The following is a 23,668-nucleotide window of genomic DNA, read 5'->3' as shown; positions in this document are numbered from 1 at the left end:
GAGGATGACCAGCCAGACGTCGCCGACCGCTCGCACCCGCCGGTTCGGCCCTGCGGCCGCCGGCCTGCTCGCGATCGCCGCGCTCTTCGCCGCCCTCGTCCCGGTCGTGCTCGAGGTGGACTCCCGCTTCGACCGCACCCGGCCGATGTACGACGACCGGAGCCGGATGGAGTGGCTGCAGTACCAGACCGTGCTCACCGCGGGTCGGGCCGAGCCCCTCGAGCTCGCGCCGGGTGAGTCGGTCGAGCTCGCCGGCGAGCGGTTCACGTCGTCGTCCGGCGTGGTGGTCGAGGTGCGCGCCGAGGCGCCCGAACGCCCGTGCGTGCGGACGTCCAACCACCACGGCGACATCACCGCGTGGGCCTGCGTCGACCTCGACGAGCCGCCGGCCGATCCCGACCTCGAGGTCGTCGACCTCACCGTCGCCCCGACGACGTGAGGGGCGCGGGTCAGACCGGCTCGGGCACGAGCGCCAGGAGCCGCTCGCACTCCGCGAGGAGTCGCGCGCGCAGCGGCGCGCCGCGCTCGGCGAACGCGCGCTGCGCCTCGACGTACTCGCGCTTGCCCTCGGCGGTCTCGATCCTGACGGGGGAGTAGCCCAGGTCGGTCAGGTCGTAGGGCGCCGCGCGCATGTCGAGCACCCGGATGTCGCGCGCGAGCTCGAAGCAGTCGGCGACCAGCTCGCTGGGGATCATCGGCGTGAGCCGGAAGGCGTGCTTGTAGAGGTCCATCCCGGCGTGCAGGCAGCCCGGCTGCTCGAAGGCGGGGCGGTCGTCGCGGCCCGGCCGCAGCTGGTTGAGCGGGCGCGCGCTGGGGGTGAAGAAGCGATAGGCGTCGAAGTGGGAGCAGGCGATGCGGTGCGACTCGACGACCGCGTCGGTGCCCTCCTGCCCGAGCCGCAGCGGCCGGTCGTGGCGGGTGCCGCCGGGGACCCGGTCGGCGCGGTGCACCATCGCCCACTCGTGCAGCCCGAAGCAGCCCAGCTGCGGGGCCCGGGCGGCGGTCGCGGCCAGCAGGGTGTGCAGCTGGTCGAGCAGCGGGCGCTGGGAGGCGACGTACGCCTCGGTGACGGCGACCGGGTCGCCCCCGTAGCCCTTCAGGCCGGCGTGCTCCGTCGCGTCCTCCAGCGCGACGCCGTGGCCGGGGTGCCAGCGCCGCAGCTGGGCGGGCCGCTGGGAGTAGTAGGTGAACAGGAAGTCGTGCACCGGATGCCGGACCTGGCCGGCACGACGCGCGAGGTGCGGCGCGACGAGGTCGTCGACCCGGGCGGCGTGCGCCTCGGCGAGGGGGCGCCACTCGGCGGCAGACAGCACGTGCACCGAACCGAGGCTAGTGCCGCAACCCCGTGCCGGCCGCTTCGAGGGCTCTCGACGTGGGGTGGCGCCGGGGGGACACTGCCGGGATGGACCGCACCGCCGGTCTCGACCGTGCCCACGAGCACGCGGTCGAGTGGCTCACCTCGCTCGCCGACCGCCCGGTGCCGCCGCGGCTGGGCGCCGAAGAGGTGCTCGGCCGGCTCGACCCGCAGCTCCCCGACGGTCCCACCGACCCGGTCGCGGTGGTCGACGAGCTGGCCCGCGCCTGCGACCCCGGGCTGACGGCGATGCCGGGCGGGCGCTTCTTCGGGTTCGTCATCGGCGGCACCCACCCGGCCGCCCTGGCCGTGGACTGGCTGGTCAGCGCGTGGGACCAGAACGCCGGCCTGCGGCTGCTCACTCCCGCGCACTCGGCCGTCGAGGACGTGGCCGAGGCGTGGGTGCTCGACCTGCTCGGCCTCCCCGCCGGCAGCGCGGTCGGCTTCGTCACCGGCGGCACGATGGCCAACTTCACCTGCCTCGCCGCAGCGCGCGACGAGGTGCTGCGGCGCGCCGACTGGGACGTCGCCGAGCGCGGGCTCGCCGCGTCGCCCGGCGTCCGCGTCCTCGTCGGCGCCGAGCGGCACGACACGATCGACCTGGCCCTGCGCTACCTCGGCCTCGGTGCGCCCGAGGCGGTCGCGGTCGACGACCAGGGGCGCATCGAGCCCGCGGCGCTCGCCAGCGCGCTGGACGCGGGCGACGGGCGCCCGACCGTGGTGTGCCTGCAGGCCGGCAACGTCCACTCCGGGGCGTTCGACCCCTTCGACGCCACGGTCACCGCTGCCCACGACGCCGGGGCGTGGGTCCACGTCGACGGCGCGTTCGGGCTCTTCGCGGGCGCGTCGCCGCGCCGGCGCCACCTCCTGGCGGGCGCCGATCGTGCCGACTCCTGGGCCACCGACGCCCACAAGACCCTCAACGTCCCCTACGACTGCGGGCTGGCGATCGTCCGCGACCGGGCCGCGCTGCGGGCGGCGATGGGCATGCACGGCGACTACCTGGTCCACGACGCGACGGGGGAGCCGTTCGACAAGGTGCCGGAGATCAGCCGCCGGGGCCGGGCGTTCCCGGTGTGGGCGGTGCTCCGGGCGCTGGGACGCGACGGCGTGGCCGACCTGGTCGACGGCTTCTGCGACCACGCGGAGGCGTTCGCCGAGGGGATCGCCGCCATCGAGGGCGCCGCGGTGCTCAACGACGTGGACTTCACCCAGGTCTGCGCCACGTTCGGCGACGACGACCGCACCCGCGCCGTGGTCGAGGCGATGCTCGCGGAGGGGACGGCGTGGACCACCGGGTCGACCTGGCACGGCCGCGCGGTGCTGCGGGTCAGCGTGAGCAACTGGTCGACGACCGTCGAGGACGTCGCGGCGACCCTGGCCGCACTGCACCGCGCGGCCGGGCAGTAGCCGGGCAGCAGCCGGGGTAGCAGCCGGGGCAGCAGCCGGACCGACCGCGGGAGCCGCCCGACGTGGGCCGGGCAGACCGCGGTTGGATAGCCTCGACCCATGCGCATCTGTCGGTTCAGCACGGGCGAGGAGCCGCGGTTCGGGGTCGTCACCGGGGAGGTCGACGAGTTCGGCCAGCCCGACGAGGACTCCGTGGTGGTGGCCCTCGCGGGCGACCCGCTCTACGCCGGGGTCAAGCCCCTCGACGAGCAGCACCGTCTCGCCGACGTACGGCTCCTCGCGCCGATCATCCCGCGCAGCAAGGTCGTCGGCATCGGCCGCAACTACGCCGCCCACGCCGCCGAGCTGGGCAACGACCTCCCGGCCGAGCCGCTGATGTTCCTCAAGCCCAACACCACGGTGGTCGGCCCGGGCGACCCGATCTTCTACCCGACGCAGACCAGCAACCTGCAGTACGAGGGCGAGCTGGCCGTGGTGATCGGCCGCATCTGCCGCGACGTGCCCGCCGAGCAGGCGACCGACGTGATCTTCGGCTACACGATCGCCAACGACGTCACCGCACGCGACCTCCAGCGCTCCGACGTGCAGTTCACCCGGGCCAAGGGCTTCGACTCCTTCTGCCCGATCGGCCCGTGGATCGAGACCGACCTCGACCCGCAGGCGTTCATCGACGGCCGCGCGGTGCAGACGCACCTCAACGGCGACGTCGTCCAGGACGGCTCGACGGCCGACATGATCTTCGACGTGCCGACCCTCGTCGCGCACGTCTCGTCCGTCATGACGCTGCTGCCCGGCGACGTGATCCTGACCGGGACCCCCGAGGGTGTCGGCCCCATGCAGGTCGGCGACGAGGTGGAGATCTCGATCGCCGGCATCGGCGCCCTGACCAACCCCGTCGCCCGGCGCAGCTGACCGGCCACACGAGAGAGCCATCCCCATGAGCAGCAGCCCCGTCCGCGTCCGCTTCTGTCCCTCGCCCACGGGCTCGCCGCACGTCGGCCTGGTCCGCACGGCCCTGTTCAACTGGGCCTTCGCGCGCCACCACGGAGGGCAGATCGTCTTCCGGATGGAGGACACCGACCGCGAGCGGAGCACGCAGGAGTCCTACGACGCCATCCTCGAGCTGTGGCGCTGGCTCGGCCTCGACTGGGACGAGGGCATCGAGGTCGGCGGACCCCACGGGCCCTACCTGCAGAGCGAGCGCGGCGACGTCTACCGCGACGTCCTCGCCCGGCTGCGCGAGTCGTCCTACACCTACGACTGCTTCTGCACGACCGAGGAGGTCGACGCCCGCCGCAAGGCGTCGGGCTCGAAGATGCAGGGCTACGACGGGTTCTGCCGCGACCTCACCGACGAGCAGCGCGCCGCGTTCGAGGCCGAGGGGCGCCGCCCCGTCGTCCGGTTCCGGATGCCCGACGGCTCCATCGGCTGGGACGACCTGGTGCGCGGCGAGATCACCTTCGCGACCGAGAACGTGCCCGACTTCGCGCTCTCGCGTGCCAACGGCGACCCGCTCTACACGCTGGTCAACCCCGTCGACGACGCCCTGATGCAGATCACCCACGTCCTGCGCGGCGAGGACCTGCTCTCCAGCACGCCGCGCCAGCTCGCGCTGTTCGAGGCGCTGGTGGAGCTCGGCATCGCCGAGCAGGTCCCGGCCTACGGCCACCTGCCGTACGTGATGGGCCAGGGCAACAAGAAGCTCTCCAAGCGCGACCCCGAGGCACACGCCCTGGCCTACCGCGAGCAGGGCTTCCTGCCCGAGGGCCTGCTCAACTACCTGGCCCTGCTGGGCTGGTCGATCGCGGCCGACCGCGACGTGTTCTCGATGGCCGAGATGGTCGAGGCGTTCGACATCAAGGACGTCAACCCCAACCCGGCCCGCTTCGACCTCAAGAAGGCCGAGGCGATCAACACCTCGCAGATGCGGCTGCTGCCGATCGACGAGATCACCCACCGGGCGCTGCCCTTCCTCAAGTCGGCGGGCGTCGTCGGCGACCCCGTCGCCGATGCCGACGCCCAGCTGCTCGAGCTGGCGATGCCGCTGGTCGCCGAGCGGATCAACAAGCTCACCGAGGCCGCGCCGATGCTCGGCTTCCTCTTCGTCGACGAGGCAGCGTTCGAGCGCGACGCCGACGACGTCGCGAAGGTGCTCGACGAGACCGGCCGCGGCGTCGTCCAGGCAGCGTACGACGCCCTGGTCGGCGTCGAGACGTGGTCGACCGCGGCCATCGAGGAGGCGCTGCGGGTGGCGCTGATCGAGGGCATGGAGCTCAAGCCGCGCGTGGCCTTCGGTCCTGTCCGGGTGGCCGTGACCGGCCGGCGGGTGAGCCCGCCGCTGTTCGAGTCGATGGAGCTGCTCGGCCGCGACCGCAGCCTGGCGCGGCTGCAGTCGGCCCTGGCCTGACGTCGTGGCCCGATCGCTGTCGCCCGACTTCCGGCCGCGCTACCACGAGCTGCACCGGGTCGGGCGCCCCGGCGCGTGGCGCTCGGTCGTGGGCGGCCTGCTCCTGCTGGTGCTCGTCTTCGGCGTGGTGCCGCTGGCCGCCGGGGCCCTCGCCCTCGTGCTGCTCCTCGCGACCGGCGACACCGCGGAGGAGGCCGCCGCGCTGCTCGACGTGACGCAGGAGGCGACGCCCGCCGGGCTGGCGCTGCTCAACGCGATCATCGCTGCGGCGATCCCGCTGACGTTCCTGGTCACCTGGTGGCTCCACCGGCTCAAGCCGCGGTGGGTCTCCTCGGTCGCGCCCCGACTGCGATGGGGCTACCTGCTGGTGTGCCTGGGCCTGTCGCTGGTGGCCCTGATGGCGTCGCTCGGCGTCGCGATGCTGCTGCCGATCTCGGTCGGGGACGTGCCGGCCGGGACCGTCAACGACTTCACCACGCAGACCCGCGACTTCATCATCGTGATCCTGCTCCTGACCCCGCTGCAGGCGGCCGGGGAGGAGTACCTGTTCCGCGGCTACCTCACCCAGGCGTTCGGCTCGCTCGTGTGGGGCAGGCGCGTCTCGCAGGCGCTGGCGGTGCTCGGGCCTGCCCTGATCTTCGCGCTCTTCCACGGCCTGTCCCAGGACTGGCCGGTGTTCTTCGACCGCTTCGCCTTCGGTGTCGTCGCCGGCATCCTCGTCATCCGCACCGGCGGCCTCGAGGCGCCCATCGCCATGCACGTGCTCAACAACTTCCTGGCCTTCGGGCTGGCGCTCGCGTTCGGCGACCTGACCACGGCGCTCAACGCCGAGGGCGGCAGCAGCTGGTGGACCATCCTCTCCACCATGACCCAGTCGCTGGTCTACCTCTTCCTCGCCTCGTGGGTGGCGAAGGCGATAGGGCTGGCCGACGTCGGACCGCCCGTCGGGGGAGCGGCGTTGCCGCCCGGGCAGCGCGACCCCGTTTTGGCCCCGCCGCCACCCCGCATGTAATGTTCGGGGTCGGTTCGGGAGGCGTTCCACGAGGGATTCCACGCCCGGACCACGTGGGTGGTCGGACAGCGATCCGATACCCCCATGGGGTATGGTGTAATTGGCAACACGGCTGATTCTGGTTCAGTTGTTCTAGGTTCGAGTCCTAGTACCCCAGCAAGATCCAGGCCCTCGGGCCCGGATTTGGAGCGTCACTCCGGCCCCGCTAGAGTTCAGCTCCGTTGCTCCTCGGAGCAACATCTGCAAGCCCCCGTTGTGTAGCGGCCTAGCACGCCGCCCTCTCAAGGCGGTAGCGCCGGTTCGAATCCGGTCGGGGGTACGGCACCCGAAGGGCCCGGTCGCCAGACCGGGCCCTTCGTCGTCGGGGCGAGTCGTCGCGCCGGGGTCGCGCGGAGGCCGTGGGCTAGCATCCGCGGCCATGACTGACGGGCCCCGGCTGGTCGCCGGCATCGACTCCTCCACCCAGTCCTGCAAGGTCGTCGTCCGCGACGCCGAGACGGGCGCCCTGGTGCGCCAGGGGCGCGCGAGCCATCCCGACGGCACCGAGGTCCACCCCGACCACTGGTGGGCCGCCCTGCAGGCCGCCGTCGCCGAGGCCGGCGGGCTCGACGACGTGGCCGCCGTCAGCGTCGGCGGCCAGCAGCACGGCATGGTCTGCCTCGACGAGGACGGCGCGGTCGTGCGCCCCGCGCTGCTGTGGAACGACACCCGCTCGGCCGGGGCCGCCCGCGACCTCGTCGACGAGCTGGGCGGGCTCGAGGAGGGCGGACGGGCCTGGGCCGAGGCGGTCGGCGTCGTCCCGGTGGCCTCGTTCACCGTGACCAAGCTGCGCTGGCTCGCCGAGCACGAGCCGGACAACGCGCGGCGCACGGCAGCGGTGTGCCTGCCCCACGACTGGCTGACCTGGAAGCTCTCGGGCAGCGGCGAGCTGGTCGACCTCACGACCGACCGGAGCGACGCCAGCGGCACCGGCTACTGGTCGGCGGCGACCGGGCACTACCGCCCCGACCTGCTCGAGCGCGCCTTCGGCGCCGTGCCGCACCTGCCGCGGGTGGTCGCGCCCGGCGAGGTCGCGGCGCGGTCGGCCGGCACCGTCGTCCGCGCCGGCACCGTCCTCGGCGCCGGTGCCGGCGACAACGCGGCCGCGGCCCTGGGCCTGGGTGCGGGCGAGGGCGACGTGGTCGTCTCGATCGGCACGTCCGGAGTCGTCACGGCCGTCACCAGCGCCCCGGCCGTCGACCCCACCGGGTCGGTCGCGGGCTTCGCCGACGCCACGGGGCTGTTCCTCCCGCTGGTCGCGACCCTCAACGGCGCCCGCGTGCTCGACGCCGCCGCGCGCCTGCTCGACGTCGACCACGAGACCTTCTCGAGCCTGGCGATGGAGGCCCCGGCGGGCGCCGGGGGACTGGTGCTGGTGCCCTACCTGGAGGGCGAGCGCACCCCCAACCTTCCCGACGCGACGGGGTCGCTGCACGGCCTCACCCTCGCCACGGCCACCCGGCCGGCCTTCGCCCGCGCGACGGTGGAGGGCCTGGTCTGCAGCCTCGCCGACGGCCTCGACGCGGTGGCCGCCACCGGGGTCGCTCCGTCGCGGGTGCTGCTCGTCGGCGGTGCGGCCGCGTCCGAGGCCGTGCGCACGGTCGCCGCCGAGGTGCTGGGCGTGCCGGTCGACGTTCCCCCGCCGGGGGAGTACGTCGCCGACGGCGCCGCCCGGCAGGCGGTCTGGGCGCTCACCGGCGCCGACACCGCCCCGGAATGGGTGCGTGAGGGCACCCGGCGCTACGCCGCCGACCCGGCTCCGCAGGTGCGCGCGCGCTACGCCGAGGGCCGCTCGCGACACCTGGACCGGACCACCTGAAGATCTTGCGACGAGCCCCCTTGACGTGACCATCGTCACGACTTAGTTTGGCGGTCCACCAAACTAACTGGTGACGCCAGTCACACAGCAGATCGAGGGCGCGATGTCGCAGGTGCGAGACGGCTGGTCGTCGACCGGCTCGGGAGGTGCCGACCAGGGCACCGTCCGCCGCGCGAACCTGTCGCTGGTCCTGCGCAGCCTCCGCGAGGACGGCGGCCGCAGCCGCGCCCGCCTCGCCGCCGACCTCGGCCTCAACAAGGCGACGGTCTCGAGCCTGGTGACCGAGCTCCTCGAGCGTGGCCTGGTCCGCGAGGGCAGCGCCGAGCGCGGCGCCGTCGGCCGGCCCGGCACGATCGTCGAGATCGACGGTGCGGGCGCCTACGGCGTCGGCGCGGAGATCAACGTCCACCACGTCTCGACCCGCGCGGTCGACCTCGCCGGCACCGTCGTGAGCGAGCACCGCACCTCGATGGACACCCGCGGGCTCGAGCCCGCGGCGGTCGTCGACCGGCTCGGCGAGCTGCTGCACGCCACGCTCGACGACCTGGCCGCCCTCGGCGCCGTGCCCGTCTCGGCGGTCGTCGGCGTCGCGGGCCTCGTCGACCACGACGCCGGCACCGTCTCGGTCGCGGCCAACCTCGGCTGGCAGGACGTCGGGCTCGCCAGCCTGCTGCGCGCCGCGCTCGGCGACCCCGACTACCTGATCAAGGTCGACAACGAGGCCAACCTCGCTGCCGTCGCCGAGGCCACCCCCGGTGAGCCCGACCGGCGCGACATCCTCGTCGTCCACGGCGAGGTCGGCATCGGCGGCGGGATCATCGCCGACGGGCGGCCGTTCGCCGGCCGGCGCGGCTACGCCGGGGAGTTCGGGCACATGGTGGTCGACCGCGACGGCAACCGCTGCGGGTGCGGTCGCACCGGCTGCTGGGAGACCGTCATCGGCCTCAGCCACCTCATCGACCTCGCCGCCGGCGACGACGACGACCTGCTGCGCTCGCCGATCCTCGACCTGGAGGGCAAGGTCGAGGAGATCGGCCGCCGCGCCGCCGCCGGTGACGAGCAGACCCTGACCGCGCTGCGCGAGATCGGCCACTGGGTCGGCATCGGCGCCGCGTTGCTCACCAACGTGCTCAACCCCGGCATGATCGTGCTCTCGGGCTACCTCGGCGAGATCGGCGAGTGGTTCCGCGCCGAGGCCGAGGCCGAGCTCGCCGCGGGTGTGCTCGCCCCCGACGCCGGCGGCACCCGCATCGCCCTCTCGGCCCTCGGCTTCTCCGCAGCGGTGCACGGGGCCGCCGCCGTCGCCATCGACCACGTCTACGACGACCCGACCCTGGTGCCTCGGGTGGTCCCCACCCTGGAGGTGATGTCATGAACGACACCCCGCTGCTGGCCATGCGCGGCATCGTCAAGCGGTTCCCCGGCGTGCTCGCGCTCGGTGGCGTCGAGCTCGAGGTGCGCGCCGGCGAGGTGCACTGCCTGCTCGGTCAGAACGGCGCCGGCAAGTCCACGCTGATCAAGATCCTGTCCGCGAGCTACCAGCCCGACGAGGGCGAGATCCTGTGGGAGGGCGCGCCGGTCACGCTGCCGACGCCCCAGGCGGCGATGGGCCTCGGCATCTCCACCATCTACCAGGAGCTCGACCTGGTGCCCGACCTCACCGTCGCGGAGAACATCTTCCTCGGCCACGAGCTCAGCACGGCCGGCTTCAGCCAGCGCGCCGAGACGCTCCGGCGCACCCGCGAGCTGCTTGCCCGGCTCGGGCACAGCGAGATCCCGGCCACCCGCTCGGTCGGCCGGCTCTCCCCTGCGGCCCAGCAGATCGTCAGCATGGCCCGCGCGCTCTCCCAGGACACCCGGCTGCTGGTGCTCGACGAGCCGTCCGCCGTCCTCGACCAGGGCGAGGTCAACAACCTGTTCCGCGTGATCCGCGACCTCACCTCCGAGGGCGTCGCCGTCGTCTACATCTCCCACCGCCTCGAGGAGATCCGCCAGATCGGCGACCGGATCACCGTCCTCAAGGACGGCAGCAGCGTCGCCACCGGCCTCGCCGTCGACCAGACGCCGACGAGCGAGCTGATCAAGCTGATGACCGGCCGTTCGATCGAGTACGTGTTCCCGCCGCGCGGCGAGGCCGTCGCCCCCACCGGCGAGCCGGTCCTCGAGGTCACCGGCCTGGCGCTGCCGGGTGTCTTCACCGGGGTGGACCTCACGGTGCACGCGGGCGAGATCGTCGGTCTCGCAGGGCTCGTGGGCGCGGGGCGTTCGGAGATCCTCGAGACCCTCTACGGCGCGCGCCGGCCCTCGGCCGGCACGGTGCGGGTGGCGGGACGCGAGCTGCGCCGCGGGTCGGTGCCCGCCGCGGTGAAGGCCGGAGTCGGTCTGGCTCCGGAGGAGCGCAAGAGCCAGGGGCTGCTCCTCGACCAGGCCGTCTACAGCAACATCACCGTCTCCACGCTCCGACGATTCAGCCGGTTCGGGCTGCTCGACCGGCGTGCCGAGCGCACGAGCTCCGCCGAGGTGGCGGAGTCCCTGGACGTCCGTCCGGCAGGGGTCGATCGCCTCGTGCGCCTCCTGTCGGGCGGCAACCAGCAGAAGGTCGTCCTGGCCAGGTGGCTACTGCGCGAGTGCCGCGTGCTGCTCCTGGACGAGCCGACCCGAGGGGTGGACGTCGGCGCTCGCGCCGAGATCTACGCCCTCGTCCGCTCGCTGGCCGACTCCGGCGTCGCCGTCGTGGTCGTGTCCAGCGAGGTCGAGGAGGTGCTCGGGCTCGCGGACCGGGTCCTCGTGGTCCGCGAGGGCCGTGTCGTTCACGAAGGTCCGGCGGGCGAGATCGACGAGTCCCGCGTCCTGGACCTGGTCATGGAAGGAAAGGTCGCATGAGCGAGCAGAGCACGAACCGGGACGGGGGCACGGTGGAGAACACCGTCACGCCCTCGACCGACACGGTCACGGTGGAGCGCGCCGCCGCCGAGAGCGAGCGCGACAGCGGCGGAGGGCTGATGAGCGGCCCGTTCGGGCGCAACCTCGGCCTCGTGGTCGCCCTGCTCCTGATCTGTGCGGCCGGGATCATCACCGCGGGCGACCGGTTCGCGAGCGTCGACAACACCCTCACGATCCTGCGCTTCGCCTCCACGATCGGCGTGGTCAGCATCGGGATGACCTTCGTCATCACCGGTGGCGGCATCGACCTCTCCGTCGGCGCCATCGCGGCGCTGTGCTCGGTCTGGGCGACGACGTTCGCCACCCAGACGATGGCCGAGGACACCCACTGGCTGGTCATGGTGTTCGCCGCGCTGGCCGTGGGAGCGGGAGCCGGTCTGGTCAACGGGATCATCATCGCCTACGGCAAGGTGGTCCCGTTCATCACGACGCTGGCGATGCTCGCCGCCGCCCGTGGCCTGGCCGAGATCATCTCCGAGCGGCGCACGCAGATCGTCACGGTCGACGGGTTCAAGGACTTCTTCTCCGCCGACGTCCTCGGCGTGCCGCTCCTCGTCATCATCTTCGCGCTGGTCGCGATCGCCGGCTGGGTGCTGTTCAACCGCACGACGTTCGGCCGGCGCACGCTCGCCGTCGGCGGCAACCCCGAGGCCGCCCGCCTGGCCGGCATCAACGTCAACCGCCACACCGTGATGCTCTACGTCCTCGTCGGCCTGTGCTGCGGGCTCGCCGCCCTGATGCTGGTCAGCCGCACCACCACGGGCAGCTCCACCCACGGCACCCTGTGGGAGCTCGACGCGATCGCCGCGGTCGTCATCGGCGGCACGCTGCTCACGGGCGGCCGCGGCACGATCGTCGGCACCGTCGTCGGGGTGCTGATCTTCGCCACCCTCAGCAACGTGTTCACCCTCAACAACCAGGACACCTCGACCCAGGCGGTCGCCAAGGGCCTGATCATCGTGGTCGCCGTGCTGCTCCAGCAGCGCCTGGCCCGCAACGCGACCTCGACCTAGCGATCGGGCCCTCCCGACTCGAACACCCCCGCACCACCGCACCACCACCCCTCACCACCACCCCGCACCACCACGCCGGCACGTCACGCAGCGTCGGCCGCACCACCGCACCCATCGAGACAACACAAGGAGCACCACCCATGCGACTGCGCACCCCCCTCCGACGGCAGCAGAGCCGCCGCTACCCCGGCCTCGTGGTCGGCGCGGTCGCCGTCCTGTCCCTCGTCGCCTGCACCGGCAGTGCCGAGGATGCGGCCAACGACGACGACAACGGCAGCTCGGACAGCGCCCCCGCCGCGGCCGCCGGCAGCAACGACGAGGAGGGCGACCAGGTCACCATCGGCTTCTCGGCGCCCGCCGCGGACCACGGCTGGATGGCCGCCATCACCAACAACGTCCGCGACCTGCAGGAGCAGTACCCCGACGTCGACCTCCAGATCGCGGAGGGCACCAACGACGTCAACCTGCAGATCAGCCAGGTCGAGACCTTCATCAACGACAAGGTCGACGCCATCGTGCTGCTGCCGTTCGACGGCGCGGCGATGACGCCGATCGCTCTCAAGGCGATGGAGGCCGGCATCCCGGTCGTCAACGTCGACCGTGAGTTCGACGACCCCAACGCCGCGCGCGTCACCGTGCTCGGTGACAACTACGGCATGGGCGTCTCGGCCGGTCAGTACGTCTGCGAGCAGGCAGGCGGCGACAAGGACGTCGTCGTCGCCGAGATTGCCGGCATCGACTCGCTGCCCCTGACCCAGGACCGCAGCCAGGGCTTCGAGGACGCGCTGTCCGAGTGCGGTCTCGACGTCGACGCCCGCCAGGCCGCCGAGTTCACCGTCGAGAGCGGCGAGGAGGTCGCGGCCAACCTGCTGCAGGCCGAGCCGAAGATCGACTACCTGTGGAACCACGACGACGACCAGGGCGTCGGCGTGCTGGCGGCGATCGAGAACGCCGGCCGCGACGAGTTCGCGATGATCGGCGGCGCCGGCTCGGCCAACGCGATGCGCGCCATCCAGGAGGGCGACGGCGTGCTCAAGGCGACCGTCATCTACCCGTCCACCCAGGGAGCCGACGGCGTCAAGCTCGCCCGCCTGCTGCTGCAGGACAAGGCGATGAGCGACCTCGTCGAGGTCCAGGTGCCCCGCACGGTGCAGCTCTACGCGCCGGTCGTCACCGCCGACAACGTCGACCAGTACCTCGACTCGGCCTTCGAGTCCTGATCGGTCCCGCGGCGGCTCCCGACCCGGAGCCGCCGCGGCTCCACCCCCGCTCACGACCCGCGCCGGCACCCGTCCGGCGACAGGGGCGCTACCAGGCATGCCTCCGCACGCCCCCTCCGCATGCCACGACGCCCCGCTCCAGCCCCCCACACGAGGAGGTCCGATGACCACCACTTCCGACGTCCCCGACGACCGGAGCGACCTGTCGGTCGGCATGGTCGGGTACGCCTTCATGGGCGCTGCGCACTCGCACGCCTGGCGCACCGCGCCCCGCTTCTTCGACCTCCCGCTCCGGCCCCGCATGCGGGCCGTGGCCGGCCGTGACCCCCAGGGCGTCGCGGCCGCCGCCGAGCGGCTCGGGTGGGAGTCCACCGAGGCGTCGTGGCAGGCGCTGGTCGCGCGTGACGACATCGACCTCGTCGACGTCTGCACGCCGGGCCACACCCACGCCGAGATCGTCATCGCGGCCCTCGAGGCCGGCAAGCACGTGCTGTGCGAGAAGCCGCTCGCCAACAGCGTCGAGGAGGCCGAGGCGATGACCCGGGCCGCCGAGCGCGCCGCCGCCGACGGCGTACGCGCGATGGTCGGCTTCACCTACCGCCGCGTGCCCGCCATCGCGCTGGCCCGCCAGCTCGTCGCCGACGGCCGCCTCGGCACCCTGCACCACGTGCGTGCCCAGTACCTCCAGGACTGGATCGTCGACCCGCAGGCGCCGCTGTCGTGGCGCCTGGAGAAGGACAAGGCAGGCTCGGGCGCCCTGGGTGACATCGGCGCGCACATCGTCGACATGACGCAGTACATCACCGGCGACACCATCGCCCGGGTCGCCGGCCGGCTGCGCACCTTCGTCGACGAGCGCCCCCTGCCCAGCGAGCACGCCGGTCTGTCCGGCACGGCCGGCTCCGGCACCGGCAAGGTGACCGTCGACGACGCCGCCACCTTCCTCGCCGACTTCCGCGGGGGAGCGATGGGCGTGTTCGAGGCGACCCGCTTCGCGTCGGGTCGCAAGAACGCGATCCGCATCGAGATCAACGGCTCCGACGGCAGCCTCGCCTTCGACTTCGAGGACATGAACGTCCTGCACTTCTTCGACGGCACCGAAGACTCCCGCACCGCGGGCTTCCGCCGCATCCTCGTGACCGAGGCCGAGCACCCCTACGTCGGTGCGTGGTGGCCACCCGGCCACGTCATCGGCTACGAGCACGGCTTCGTGCACCAGGCGGTCGACCTGGTCCGCGACATCGCGGCCGGCACCGACCCCTCCCCATCCTTTGCCGACGGACTCCAGGTGCAACGCGTCCTGGCCGCGGTCGAGACCAGCTCTGACAACGACTCGTGGCAGGAGATCCCCGCATGACCGACTACACCCCGACCCCTGAGGACAAGTTCTCGTTCGGCCTCTGGACGGTGGGCTGGCAGGGCACCGACGTGTTCGGTCCCAGCTCCCGCGCCCTCCTCGACCCGGTGGACGCGACCTACAAGCTCGCCGAGCTCGGCGCGGCCGCCGTGACGTTCCACGACGACGACCTCGTCCCCGACGACGACGCCCGCGACTCCGTGCTGGAGCGCTTCGAGAAGGCGCTGGGCGACACCGGCCTCGCCGTCGAGATGGTGACCACCAACCTCTTCGGGCACCCGGTGTTCAAGGAGGGCGCGCTCACCGCCAACAACCGCGAGGTGCGTCGCTACGCCCTCGCCAAGGTGCTGCGCAACGTCGACCTGGCCGCGTCGCTGGGCGCGAAGACCTTCGTGCTCTGGGGCGGCCGCGAGGGCGCCGAGCACGGTGCGGCCAAGGACGTGCAGGCGGCGCTCGACCGCTACGCCGAGTCGCTCAACCTGCTGTGCGCCTACGTCAAGGAGCAGGGCTACGACATCCGCTTCGCCCTCGAGCCCAAGCCCAACGAGCCGCGCGGCGACATCCTGCTGCCGACGATCGGTCACGCGCTGGCGCTCATCGCCGAGCTCGACCAGTCGGAGATGGTCGGTCTCAACCCCGAGGTGGGCCACGAGGAGATGGCCGGGCTCAACTTCGCCCAGGGCATCAGCCAGGCGCTGTGGCACGACAAGCTGTTCCACGTCGACCTCAACGGCCAGCACGGCCCCCGCTTCGACCAGGACCTGCGCTTCGGCGCGGGCAACCTGCGGGGCGCGTTCTGGGCCGTCGACGCGCTGCTGGGCGCCGGGACGGGCAAGGCCTACGACGGCTACGTCCACTTCGACTTCAAGCCCCCGCGGGCCGAGGCCGAGGACGGGGTGTGGGAGTCCGCGCGCGGGTGCATGCGCAACTACCTCATCCTCCGCGACCGGGTGCAGGCGTTCCGGGCCGACCCGGACGTCCAGGCCGCCCTCGCGGCCTCCGAGGTCGAGACGCTGCGCACCCCGACCCTCGGCGAGGGGGAGTCGCTCGCCGACCTCCGCGCGGCGTCGTATGACGTGGAGGGTCTCGCCACGCGCAGCGTCGGGATGGAGGCCCTCGACCAACTCGCCCTCGAGCACCTGATGGGGGTGCGCTGACCCGACACCGTGGCCCGGCGGGCGCCGAACCCGCCGGGCACACCATCTCGGACGCACGACCGGCACGACCCGACTGACCCGCACGACACCGCATGACAGGGGCCGAACGCCCGGGGACCCGCCCCGGAACCGATGGAGCGCACATCCGTCACCACAGAAGGGATCGTGATGAACAGACTCATCACGCGACTGCAGAAGCACTCCCGTGCCGCAGTCGGCTCCACCATGGCCCTGATCGTCTCGCTACCACTCGGTGCGACGATCGGCCTGGCTTCCACGGCGAGTGCGGCGGTGCCCGACGCGGCACCTGATCGTGCGTCCGCCCCCGCCGAGAAGGCGAACAAGGCCACGAAGAAGGCCACGAAGAAGGCCGACCTGACCCCCGCGCAGGAGAGCACCCTCGGTGAGGCGGTCCCGTGGACCGCCGACGCGGACGCCTCCGCGGCGGCTGCGGCCGACGAGTCGTTCGACGCGCTGCTGTTCTCCAGGACCGCGGCGTTCCGCCACGACAACATCGGAGCGGCGACGACCGCGATCCAGGCGCTCGCCGCCTCCAACAACTTCACCGTGACGGCCACCGAGGACGCCAGCGCGTTCAACGACGCCAACCTCGCGAACTACGAGGTCGTCATCTTCCTGTCCACCACCGGTGACGTGCTCAACCCGGCCGAGCAGGCCGCGTTCGAGCGCTACATCCAGGCCGGCGGCGGCTACGCGGGCATCCACGCGGCCTCCGACACCGAGTACGACTGGCCCTGGTACGGCCAGCTGGTCGGGGCCTACTTCAACAACCACCCGCCGGGCACGCCGCAGGCGACCGTCAAGGTCGAGGACCCCGCCCACCCGTCCACCAGGACGCTCGAGCGCCGCTGGACGCGCAACGACGAGTGGTACAACTTCCGCACCAACCCCGCCGCCAACCCCCGCACCAAGCTGCACGTGCTGGCGTCGGTCGACGAGACCACCTACACGCCCGGCAACGGCTCGATGGGTGCCGAGCACCCGATCGCGTGGTGCCAGGACTACGACGGCGGCCGCAGCTGGTACACCGGCATGGGCCACACCGCGGCGGCCTTCACCGACGCGAAGTTCCTCGAGCACGTCCTCGGCGGCATCCAGACCGCTGCCGGCGCCCTCGACGCCGACTGCAAGGCGACGCTGACGCCGAGCTTCGAGAAGGTCGCGCTCGACGAGAACACCTCCAACCCGATGGAGCTCGCCATCGCCGACGACGGCCGGGTGTTCTACATCGACCGCAACGGCGCCGTGCGCATCATCAAGGAGGACGGCAGCGTGCTGACCGCGGGCACCGTCCCGGTCTACACGGGCCAGGAGTTCGGCCTGCTGGGCATCGCCCTCGACCCCGACTTCGCGACCAACAACTGGGTCTACCTCTACTACTCGCCGAACGGCTCGGAGTCGATCGACCGGATCTCGCGCTTCACGATGGCGGGCGACACGCTCCAGCTCGGCACGGCGACGACGATCCTCGACGTCCCGACGCAGCGCAACGAGTGCTGCCACGCGGGCGGGTCGATGGAGTTCGACAACGACGGCAACCTCTACCTCGCCACCGGTGACAACACCAACCCGTTCGACTCCGGCGGCTACACCCCGATCGACGAGCGGCCCAACCGCGCCGCCTGGGACGCCCAGCGCACCTCGGGCAACACCAACAGCCTCAACGGCAAGGTGCTGCGCATCAGGCCGAAGGCTGAGGGTGGCTACACCGTCCCCGCCGGCAACCTCTTCGACGAGGCCGCCGACACCCAGCAGAAGACCCGCCCCGAGATCTACGCGATGGGCTTCCGCAACCCGTTCCGCATCGGCCTGGACGAGCAGAACAACAACATCCTGGTCGCCGACTACGGTCCCGACGCCGGCTCGACCAGTGCGACCCGCGGACCCAACGGTCGCGTGGAGTGGAACATCCTCGACGAGCCCGGCAACTACGGCTGGCCCTACTGCGTGGGCAACAACACCCCCTACAACGACTACAACTTCGCCAACAGCACCGCCGGCGCGACGTTCGACTGCGCCGCCCCGGTCAACGACTCGCCCAACAACACGGGCCTGACCAACCTGCCGCCCGCGAAGCCGGCGGTGATCTGGCAGAGCAACAACGGCACGATCACCGGGACCCCGGAGATCGGCGCCAGCGGTGCGCCGATGACGTCGGGCACCTACGACTACGACCCCGACCTGGTCTCCGACCGCAAGTGGCCGGAGTACTTCGACAGCAAGGCGATCTGGGCCGACTGGAACAACAACCGCCTGTTCACCGTGCAGATGAACCAGGCCGGGACCAACTACACCGACATCAACCGGTTCCTGTCCAACCTGCCCATGCAGCGCCCGCACGCCCTGCAGTTCGGCCCCGACGGCGCCCTCTACATGATCGAGTGGGGCAGCGGGTTCAACGGCAACAACACCGACTCGGGCGTCTACCGCATCGACTACGTCGAGGGCAACCGCGCCCCCGTGGCCCGGGCGACGACCGACCGGACCTCCGGTCCGGCGCCGCTCACCGTCGAGTTCGACGGCACCGGGTCCTTCGACCCGGACACCGGTGACAACACAGGCCTCACCTACGCGTGGGACTTCACCGGCGACGGCTCCACCGACGCGACCACCCCGACGGCGAGCTTCACCTACAGCACGGCGGGCAACTACACCGCCCGGCTGACGGTGACCGACGTCGACGGTCGCAGCGGCACGACCAACATCGACATCACGGCCGGCAACACGGCCCCGACCGTCGAGCTGGTGCTGCCCAAGGACGGCGGCTTCTTCGAGTTCGGCGACTACGTGGCCTACGAGGTCGTCGTCACCGATCCCGAGGACGGCACCATCGACTGCGACGACGTCGTCGTGCAGCCGGGCCTGGGCCACGACCAGCACTCCCACGACTACGAGCAGTACAGGGGGTGCTCCGGCACCCTGGCACTGCCCGGGGACGCCGGCCATACCGGTGCCAACATCTTCGGCACCATCAAGGCCACCTACACCGACAAGGGCAGCGGCGCCGCCGGGGCGCTGACCAGCGTCGACGGCATCGTGCTGCACACCAAGAAGAAGGAGGCGGAGTTCTACGACTCCACCGGCCGCACCGGTGACAACACCGCCGGCTCGCCCGGAGTGACCACGCAGGCCACCACCGACAGCGGCGGCGGCCAGAACGTGACCGGCGTCGAGACCGGCGACTGGTTCCGCTGGGACGTGATGAACCTGACCGGGATCACCGGCGTCTCGATGCGGGCCGCGTCGACCACGGCAGGCGCGACGTTCGAGGTGCGCCAGGGATCGGCGACGGGCACCGCGATCGGCACGCTGACGGTGCCGAACACCGGTGGCGCGCAGACCTACCAGACCGTGACGACGACCTTCACCAACGCGACGACGACCAGCCAGCCGCTGTACTTCGTCGCCACGACCGGTGGGGCCAACGTCAACTGGCTGCAGTTCAACGGCCGCGGTATCACCGACAACCAGCCGCCGACGGTGGCGTTCACCGCCAGCACCACCAGCGGTGAGGCGCCCCTGCCGGTGTCGTTCGACAGCACGGTGACCGACCCCGACGGGAACACCCCCGTCACCTACGCGTGGGACTTCGGCGACGGCGCGACCTCCACCCAGGCCGACCCGAGCCACACCTACACCACGCCGGGCAGGTACGTCGTCTCGCTGACCGCCACCGACGCGCGGGGGGCCGAGGCCACCAGCACGACGGAGATCACGGTGAGGAGACCGTCGGACACCTGCTTCAGCGGGCGTTCGGACGACTTCCTGGGCAACGAGCTCGACACCGACCGGTGGAACCGCAGCGTGCGGGTCAACCAGTCGCTGACGGTCGCCGACGGGACGCTCAACATCCCGTTGACCAACTCCGATCTCTACCAGACCACCAACACCACGCCCAACATCGTCCTCCAGGACCTGCCGGGCGGGGCGTTCGAGGCCACGACCCAGGTCACGCTCAACGCGACCAAGGGCTACCAGCAGGCCGGTCTGATCGTCTACGGCAACGACGACAACTACCTGAAGCTCGTCTACTCGGGCCGCTCGACGGCCGCGGCGGGCAGCAAGGCGGCCAACGTCATCCAGTTCGCGAAGGAGGCCAACGGCACGGCGACGGAGTCCAACTCCGCCAACCTGGGCGCGGACTTCCCCGACACCGTGTGGCTGCGGATGTCGAGCACCGACGGCAGCTCCGTCACCGCCTCCTACAGCAGTGACGGCGACACCTGGGTGCCGCTCGCCACGAGCAACGGGACGCCGGCGGCGCCGCGCGACCTGAGCGGCATCACCGCGCCCAAGGTGGGCCTGCTGGCCCTCGGTGCGACGGCGGCCGGCGCGGCGGACAACCTCACCGCGAAGTTCGACCACTTCACCCTCACCCCCGACGACACGGCCGAGCCGTGCAACAACGGGTGCTTCGTGGAGGAGTTCAACGGCTCGACGCTCACCTCGGACTGGTCGACGGTCCGACCGAGCGGCAACCTGACGGTGTCGGGTGGTGCGCTCACGATCCCGATGGAGGCGACCGACCTCTACCAGACCACGAACACCGCGCGGGACCTGGTCCTCACCGACCTCCCCGACGGCCCGTTCGTGGCCACCACCAAGGTCACCGCACCCATCAACCAGGCCTATCAGTCCGCGGGCCTGCTGATCTACGGAGACGACGACAACTACATCAAGCACGTCTTCCAGGGCCGCAGCACCAACGGTGCCAACGCCGCGCAGAACATCGTCCAGACCGCGAAGGAGACCGACGCAGCAGCAGTCGAGACCAACACGCCAGGGCTCGGGGCGGACTTCCCGACCACCGTGTGGCTACGCCTGACCAGCACCGACGGTGAGGAGGTGCTCGGCAGCTACAGCACCGACGGCGAGACGTGGACCGACATGTCGGAGGGCTACGACCTCACCGGCATCGACGAACCGCGGATCGGCCTGCTGTCGGCGGCCAACCAGACCGCGGGTGCCGGCATCACGGCCACCTTCGACTGGTTCACCCTGGGCGAGGACGCCACGTGCGAGCCCGGCGGGGAGCCGCCGGTCGACACCACCGATCCGGAGGTCGCTGCCACGGTCCTCGGCTCCTACGCCGGGGAGCTGGTCGACCAGGCCAGCACCGGCATCACCGGCGAGGCCACCATGGTCTCGGCGGCCGAGGGCAACGGCTACACCACGACCATCGAGCTGTCGCTCGAGGGTCTCGACCCCCAGGAGGGCTACGAGTCGCACCTGCACGTCGGCACGACGTGCGGTGGCTTCGAGGGTCACTACCGTGACGACCCCGACGGGGCCGGCACGCCGCCCAACGAGCTGTGGCCGACCAACCCGGGTTGGACCGCCGGCTCGGGCGACCCGAGGATCAAGCCCGCCGCTGACGGCACGTCGTTCGCGACGGCCACGGTCCCGTGGGCGCCGCGCATCGAGGGCGGCATCCTGGCCCTGCACCGGGACGGCGCGATCATCGGTTGCGTCGACCTGGAGCTGACCGGAGCGGGCACCGTGGTGCTCGACGCCACGGACGACGTCGAGGTCACCTCGTTCACCTACACCGTGGACGGTGGAGCCGAGACCGACTACGAGGGTCCGTTCGAGATCACCGAGCCGGGTGAGCACACGGTGGCCTACACGGCGACCGACGCAGCCGGCAACGAGACGACCGGCGAGTTCACGGTCGTGGTACCGGAGGCGGACCCGGGTCCCGACCCGGAGCCCGGCCCGAAGCCGACCGTCACGCTCACCACGTCGCCGGCCGCAGCCAACGGTCGCAGCAACTGGTTCACCTCGCCGGTCACCGTCACCCTCGCGGGTGCCGGCGGCGAGGGGAAGCTGAGCGTGGAGTACCGCATCGGCAACGGTCCGTGGACGGCGTACACCGCGCCGATCACGGTGTCCGACGACGGCGTGACCCTGGTCCAGGCCAGGGCGACCGACGCGGCCGGGAAGACCTCGGCCGTGGAGACGACCACCATCAAGAAGGACGGCACGGCGCCCACCCTGGCCGTCGCCGGCATCGCCGACGGCGCCAAGCTCGACGTCTCGGCGGTCCGCACGGCTCGGATCACGGTCACGGACGCCACGTCCGGGGCCGCCGAGCAGGTCGTCCGTCTCGACGGCAAGGCCGTCACCGGACCGGCTCGCATCGACGCCATGTCGCTGCGGCCGGGCAAGCACCGGTTGAAGGTCACCGCCTACGACGCGGCCGGCAACCAGACCGTGCAGACGATCACCTTCAAGGTCGTCGTGTCCTTCAAGGCGGGCAAGAAGCTCGTCGAGCGCCTCGCCGAGGAGGGCGTCGTCGGCCCGAAGCTCGCGGTGAGGCTGAAGCAGGAGCTGAAGGCCGCCGAGCGCGCTGACAAGCGCAACCAGGTGGGCAAGGCCCTGAAGTCCCTCAAGCGGTTCGAGAGGCTCGCATCGCGGGTGAAGGACAAGGAGGTGAGGCTCGCTCTCAAGCGCCTGTCGCGCACGCTGAAGTCGCAGCTGTAGGCGCCGGTCCGAGCACAGAGCGTCCGTGGTCGGGCGGCTCGGCCAGCACGTCACCTCCGGGTGCGTGAGCCGGCGCGCATGCAGGATCGGCCCTGCGTGCGAGTCGGTGGCCGGGCCCCCGGCACGGGCGGGGGTGGCGTCGCAAGGCGCCACCTTCAGCGGCCGGTGCCGGGACACGGCGCTCCGTCCCGGCACCGGTCCGCGCCGGCGCCCAGCCGGCCGGGCAGGTCCACCCGAGCGACCGCCACCCCCAGCACCACCACCCACCAGCACCACCCCCAGCACCACCCAGCACCACCCCGCTGCCGCGGCAGCACCAGCCGAACGCACCACCACCACCACACGAGGAGCACACATGCCACGCCCCATCACCCTGTTCACCGGCCAGTGGGCCGACCTCCCGTTCGGGGAGGTGTGCAAGCTCGCCTCGGGCTGGGGCTACGACGGCCTCGAGCTCGCCTGCTGGGGCGACCACTTCGACCCGTGGGCGGCGGTGGAGGACGAGTCCTACGTCCCGGCCAAGCTGGAGATGCTCAAGAAGCACGATCTGCAGGTCTTTGCGATCAGCAACCATCTCAAGGGCCAGGCGGTCTGCGACGACCCGATCGACGCGCGCCACCGCGACATCCTGCCGGACCGCATCTGGGGCGACGGCGACGCCGAGGGCGTGCGCCAGCGCGCGGCCGAGGAGATGAAGATGACGGCCCGCGCGGCCCGCAAGCTGGGCGTCGACGTCGTCGTCGGCTTCACCGGCTCCTCGATCTGGAAGTACGTCGCGATGTTCCCGCCGGCCTCCCAGGCCCTCGTCGACGCCGGCTACCAGGACTTCGCCGACCGCTGGAACCCGATCCTCGACGTCTTCGACAGCGAGGGGGTCCGGTTCGCCCACGAGGTCCACCCCTCCGAGATCGCCTACGACTACTGGACCACGGTCGCGGCGCTCGAGGCGATCGACCACCGCGAGGCGTTCGGCCTCAACTGGGACCCCTCGCACTTCGTGTGGCAGGACCTCGACCCGGTCGGGTTCCTGTGGGACTTCAAGGACCGGATCTACCACGTCGACTGCAAGGACGCGAAGCGCCAGGTCGGCAACGGCCGCAACGGTCGGATGGGCTCGCACCTCGCCTGGGCCGACCCCCGCCGCGGCTGGGACTTCGTGTCCACCGGCCACGGCGACGTGCCGTGGGAGGCGTCGTTCCGGATGCTCAACACCATCGGCTACGACGGTCCCATCTCCGTGGAGTGGGAGGACGCCGGCATGGACCGCCTCGTCGGTGCACCCGAGGCCCTCGAGTTCGTGCGGCGCCTGGCCTTCGACGCGCCGACCGCGGCCTTCGACGCCGCGTTCTCGACGTCGTCGTGATCCCCGCCTGACGCCCACCGTGCCCCCGCCCGACGCGTCCGAGGAGGACGACATGACCCACCGGCCCGAC

The 23,668-nt window shown here is 71.9% G+C and carries 15 protein-coding genes and 2 tRNA genes; 16 read left to right on the top strand and 1 reads right to left on the bottom strand.

Annotated elements, in window-relative coordinates; genetic code table 11:
- Positions 1 to 4 precede the first annotated feature (4 nt).
- A complete protein-coding gene (locus AC3X7Z_RS01485) occupies positions 5 to 439 on the top strand; it encodes a hypothetical protein (RefSeq protein WP_489974768.1) in 435 nt (144 codons plus the stop codon).
- 10 nt (positions 440 to 449) lie between these two features.
- On the opposite strand, the gene AC3X7Z_RS01480 is transcribed toward AC3X7Z_RS01485, so the two are convergent.
- Complete coding sequence (locus AC3X7Z_RS01480) at positions 450 to 1,319, bottom strand: 3-methyladenine DNA glycosylase (protein ID WP_489974767.1); 870 nt, start codon at positions 1,317 to 1,319, stop codon at positions 450 to 452.
- A gap of 83 nt (positions 1,320 to 1,402) precedes the next feature.
- On the opposite strand from AC3X7Z_RS01480, the gene AC3X7Z_RS01475 reads away from it, so the two are divergent.
- The 15 genes from AC3X7Z_RS01475 to AC3X7Z_RS01405 all read left to right on the top strand — a co-directional run bounded on the left by AC3X7Z_RS01475 (position 1,403) and on the right by AC3X7Z_RS01405 (position 23,598).
- Complete coding sequence (locus AC3X7Z_RS01475; RefSeq protein ID WP_489974766.1) at positions 1,403 to 2,764, top strand: pyridoxal phosphate-dependent decarboxylase family protein; 1,362 nt, start codon at positions 1,403 to 1,405, stop codon at positions 2,762 to 2,764.
- Positions 2,765 to 2,863: 99 nt separating this feature from the next.
- Entirely contained in the window at positions 2,864 to 3,676 is an 813-nt protein-coding gene (locus AC3X7Z_RS01470; RefSeq protein WP_186340874.1) for a fumarylacetoacetate hydrolase family protein, read from the top strand.
- A gap of 25 nt (positions 3,677 to 3,701) precedes the next feature.
- Positions 3,702 to 5,171, top strand: a complete 1,470-nt coding sequence (gltX, locus tag AC3X7Z_RS01465; RefSeq protein WP_186340875.1) for a glutamate--tRNA ligase — start codon at positions 3,702 to 3,704, stop codon at positions 5,169 to 5,171.
- 4 nt (positions 5,172 to 5,175) lie between these two features.
- Positions 5,176 to 6,183 (top strand): CPBP family intramembrane glutamic endopeptidase, encoded by a 1,008-nt coding sequence (locus tag AC3X7Z_RS01460; protein WP_489974765.1) that lies wholly within the window; start codon positions 5,176 to 5,178, stop codon positions 6,181 to 6,183.
- Between the two features lie 85 nt (positions 6,184 to 6,268).
- Positions 6,269 to 6,340: transfer RNA gene (locus tag AC3X7Z_RS01455), tRNA-Gln, on the top strand.
- 89 nt (positions 6,341 to 6,429) lie between these two features.
- Positions 6,430 to 6,502, top strand: a tRNA-Glu gene (locus AC3X7Z_RS01450).
- 99 nt (positions 6,503 to 6,601) lie between these two features.
- Complete coding sequence (gene xylB, locus AC3X7Z_RS01445) at positions 6,602 to 8,041, top strand: xylulokinase (protein WP_489974764.1); 1,440 nt, start codon at positions 6,602 to 6,604, stop codon at positions 8,039 to 8,041.
- Between the two features lie 70 nt (positions 8,042 to 8,111).
- Positions 8,112 to 9,416, top strand: a complete 1,305-nt coding sequence (locus AC3X7Z_RS01440) for an ROK family transcriptional regulator (protein ID WP_489974763.1) — start codon at positions 8,112 to 8,114, stop codon at positions 9,414 to 9,416.
- A complete protein-coding gene (locus AC3X7Z_RS01435) occupies positions 9,413 to 10,924 on the top strand; it encodes a sugar ABC transporter ATP-binding protein (protein ID WP_489974762.1) in 1,512 nt (503 codons plus the stop codon). The genes AC3X7Z_RS01440 and AC3X7Z_RS01435 overlap by 4 nt, the downstream gene beginning before the upstream one ends.
- Positions 10,921 to 11,997 carry an ABC transporter permease gene (locus tag AC3X7Z_RS01430; protein WP_489974761.1) on the top strand — a complete coding sequence of 359 codons (1,077 nt, stop codon included), beginning with the start codon at positions 10,921 to 10,923 and terminating at the stop codon, positions 11,995 to 11,997. The genes AC3X7Z_RS01435 and AC3X7Z_RS01430 overlap by 4 nt, the downstream gene beginning before the upstream one ends.
- 140 nt (positions 11,998 to 12,137) lie before the next feature.
- Entirely contained in the window at positions 12,138 to 13,217 is a 1,080-nt protein-coding gene (locus AC3X7Z_RS01425; protein ID WP_489974760.1) for a substrate-binding domain-containing protein, read from the top strand.
- A 163-nt stretch (positions 13,218 to 13,380) separates the two neighbouring features.
- Positions 13,381 to 14,574 carry a Gfo/Idh/MocA family protein gene (locus AC3X7Z_RS01420; RefSeq protein WP_489974759.1) on the top strand — a complete coding sequence of 398 codons (1,194 nt, stop codon included), beginning with the start codon at positions 13,381 to 13,383 and terminating at the stop codon, positions 14,572 to 14,574.
- Positions 14,571 to 15,731, top strand: a complete 1,161-nt coding sequence (xylA, locus tag AC3X7Z_RS01415) for a xylose isomerase (RefSeq protein WP_186340881.1) — start codon at positions 14,571 to 14,573, stop codon at positions 15,729 to 15,731. Before AC3X7Z_RS01420 ends, xylA begins: the two co-directional genes overlap by 4 nt.
- A gap of 168 nt (positions 15,732 to 15,899) precedes the next feature.
- Entirely contained in the window at positions 15,900 to 22,235 is a 6,336-nt protein-coding gene (locus tag AC3X7Z_RS01410) for a ThuA domain-containing protein (RefSeq protein ID WP_489974758.1), read from the top strand.
- A 355-nt stretch (positions 22,236 to 22,590) separates the two neighbouring features.
- Positions 22,591 to 23,598 carry a sugar phosphate isomerase/epimerase family protein gene (locus AC3X7Z_RS01405; protein ID WP_489974757.1) on the top strand — a complete coding sequence of 336 codons (1,008 nt, stop codon included), beginning with the start codon at positions 22,591 to 22,593 and terminating at the stop codon, positions 23,596 to 23,598.
- Positions 23,599 to 23,668: the final 70 nt, after the last annotated feature.

The sequence above is a fragment of the Nocardioides sp. Z24_21 genome (assembly GCF_058134345.1).
This window is presented reverse-complemented; position numbering and strand designations above follow the sequence as displayed.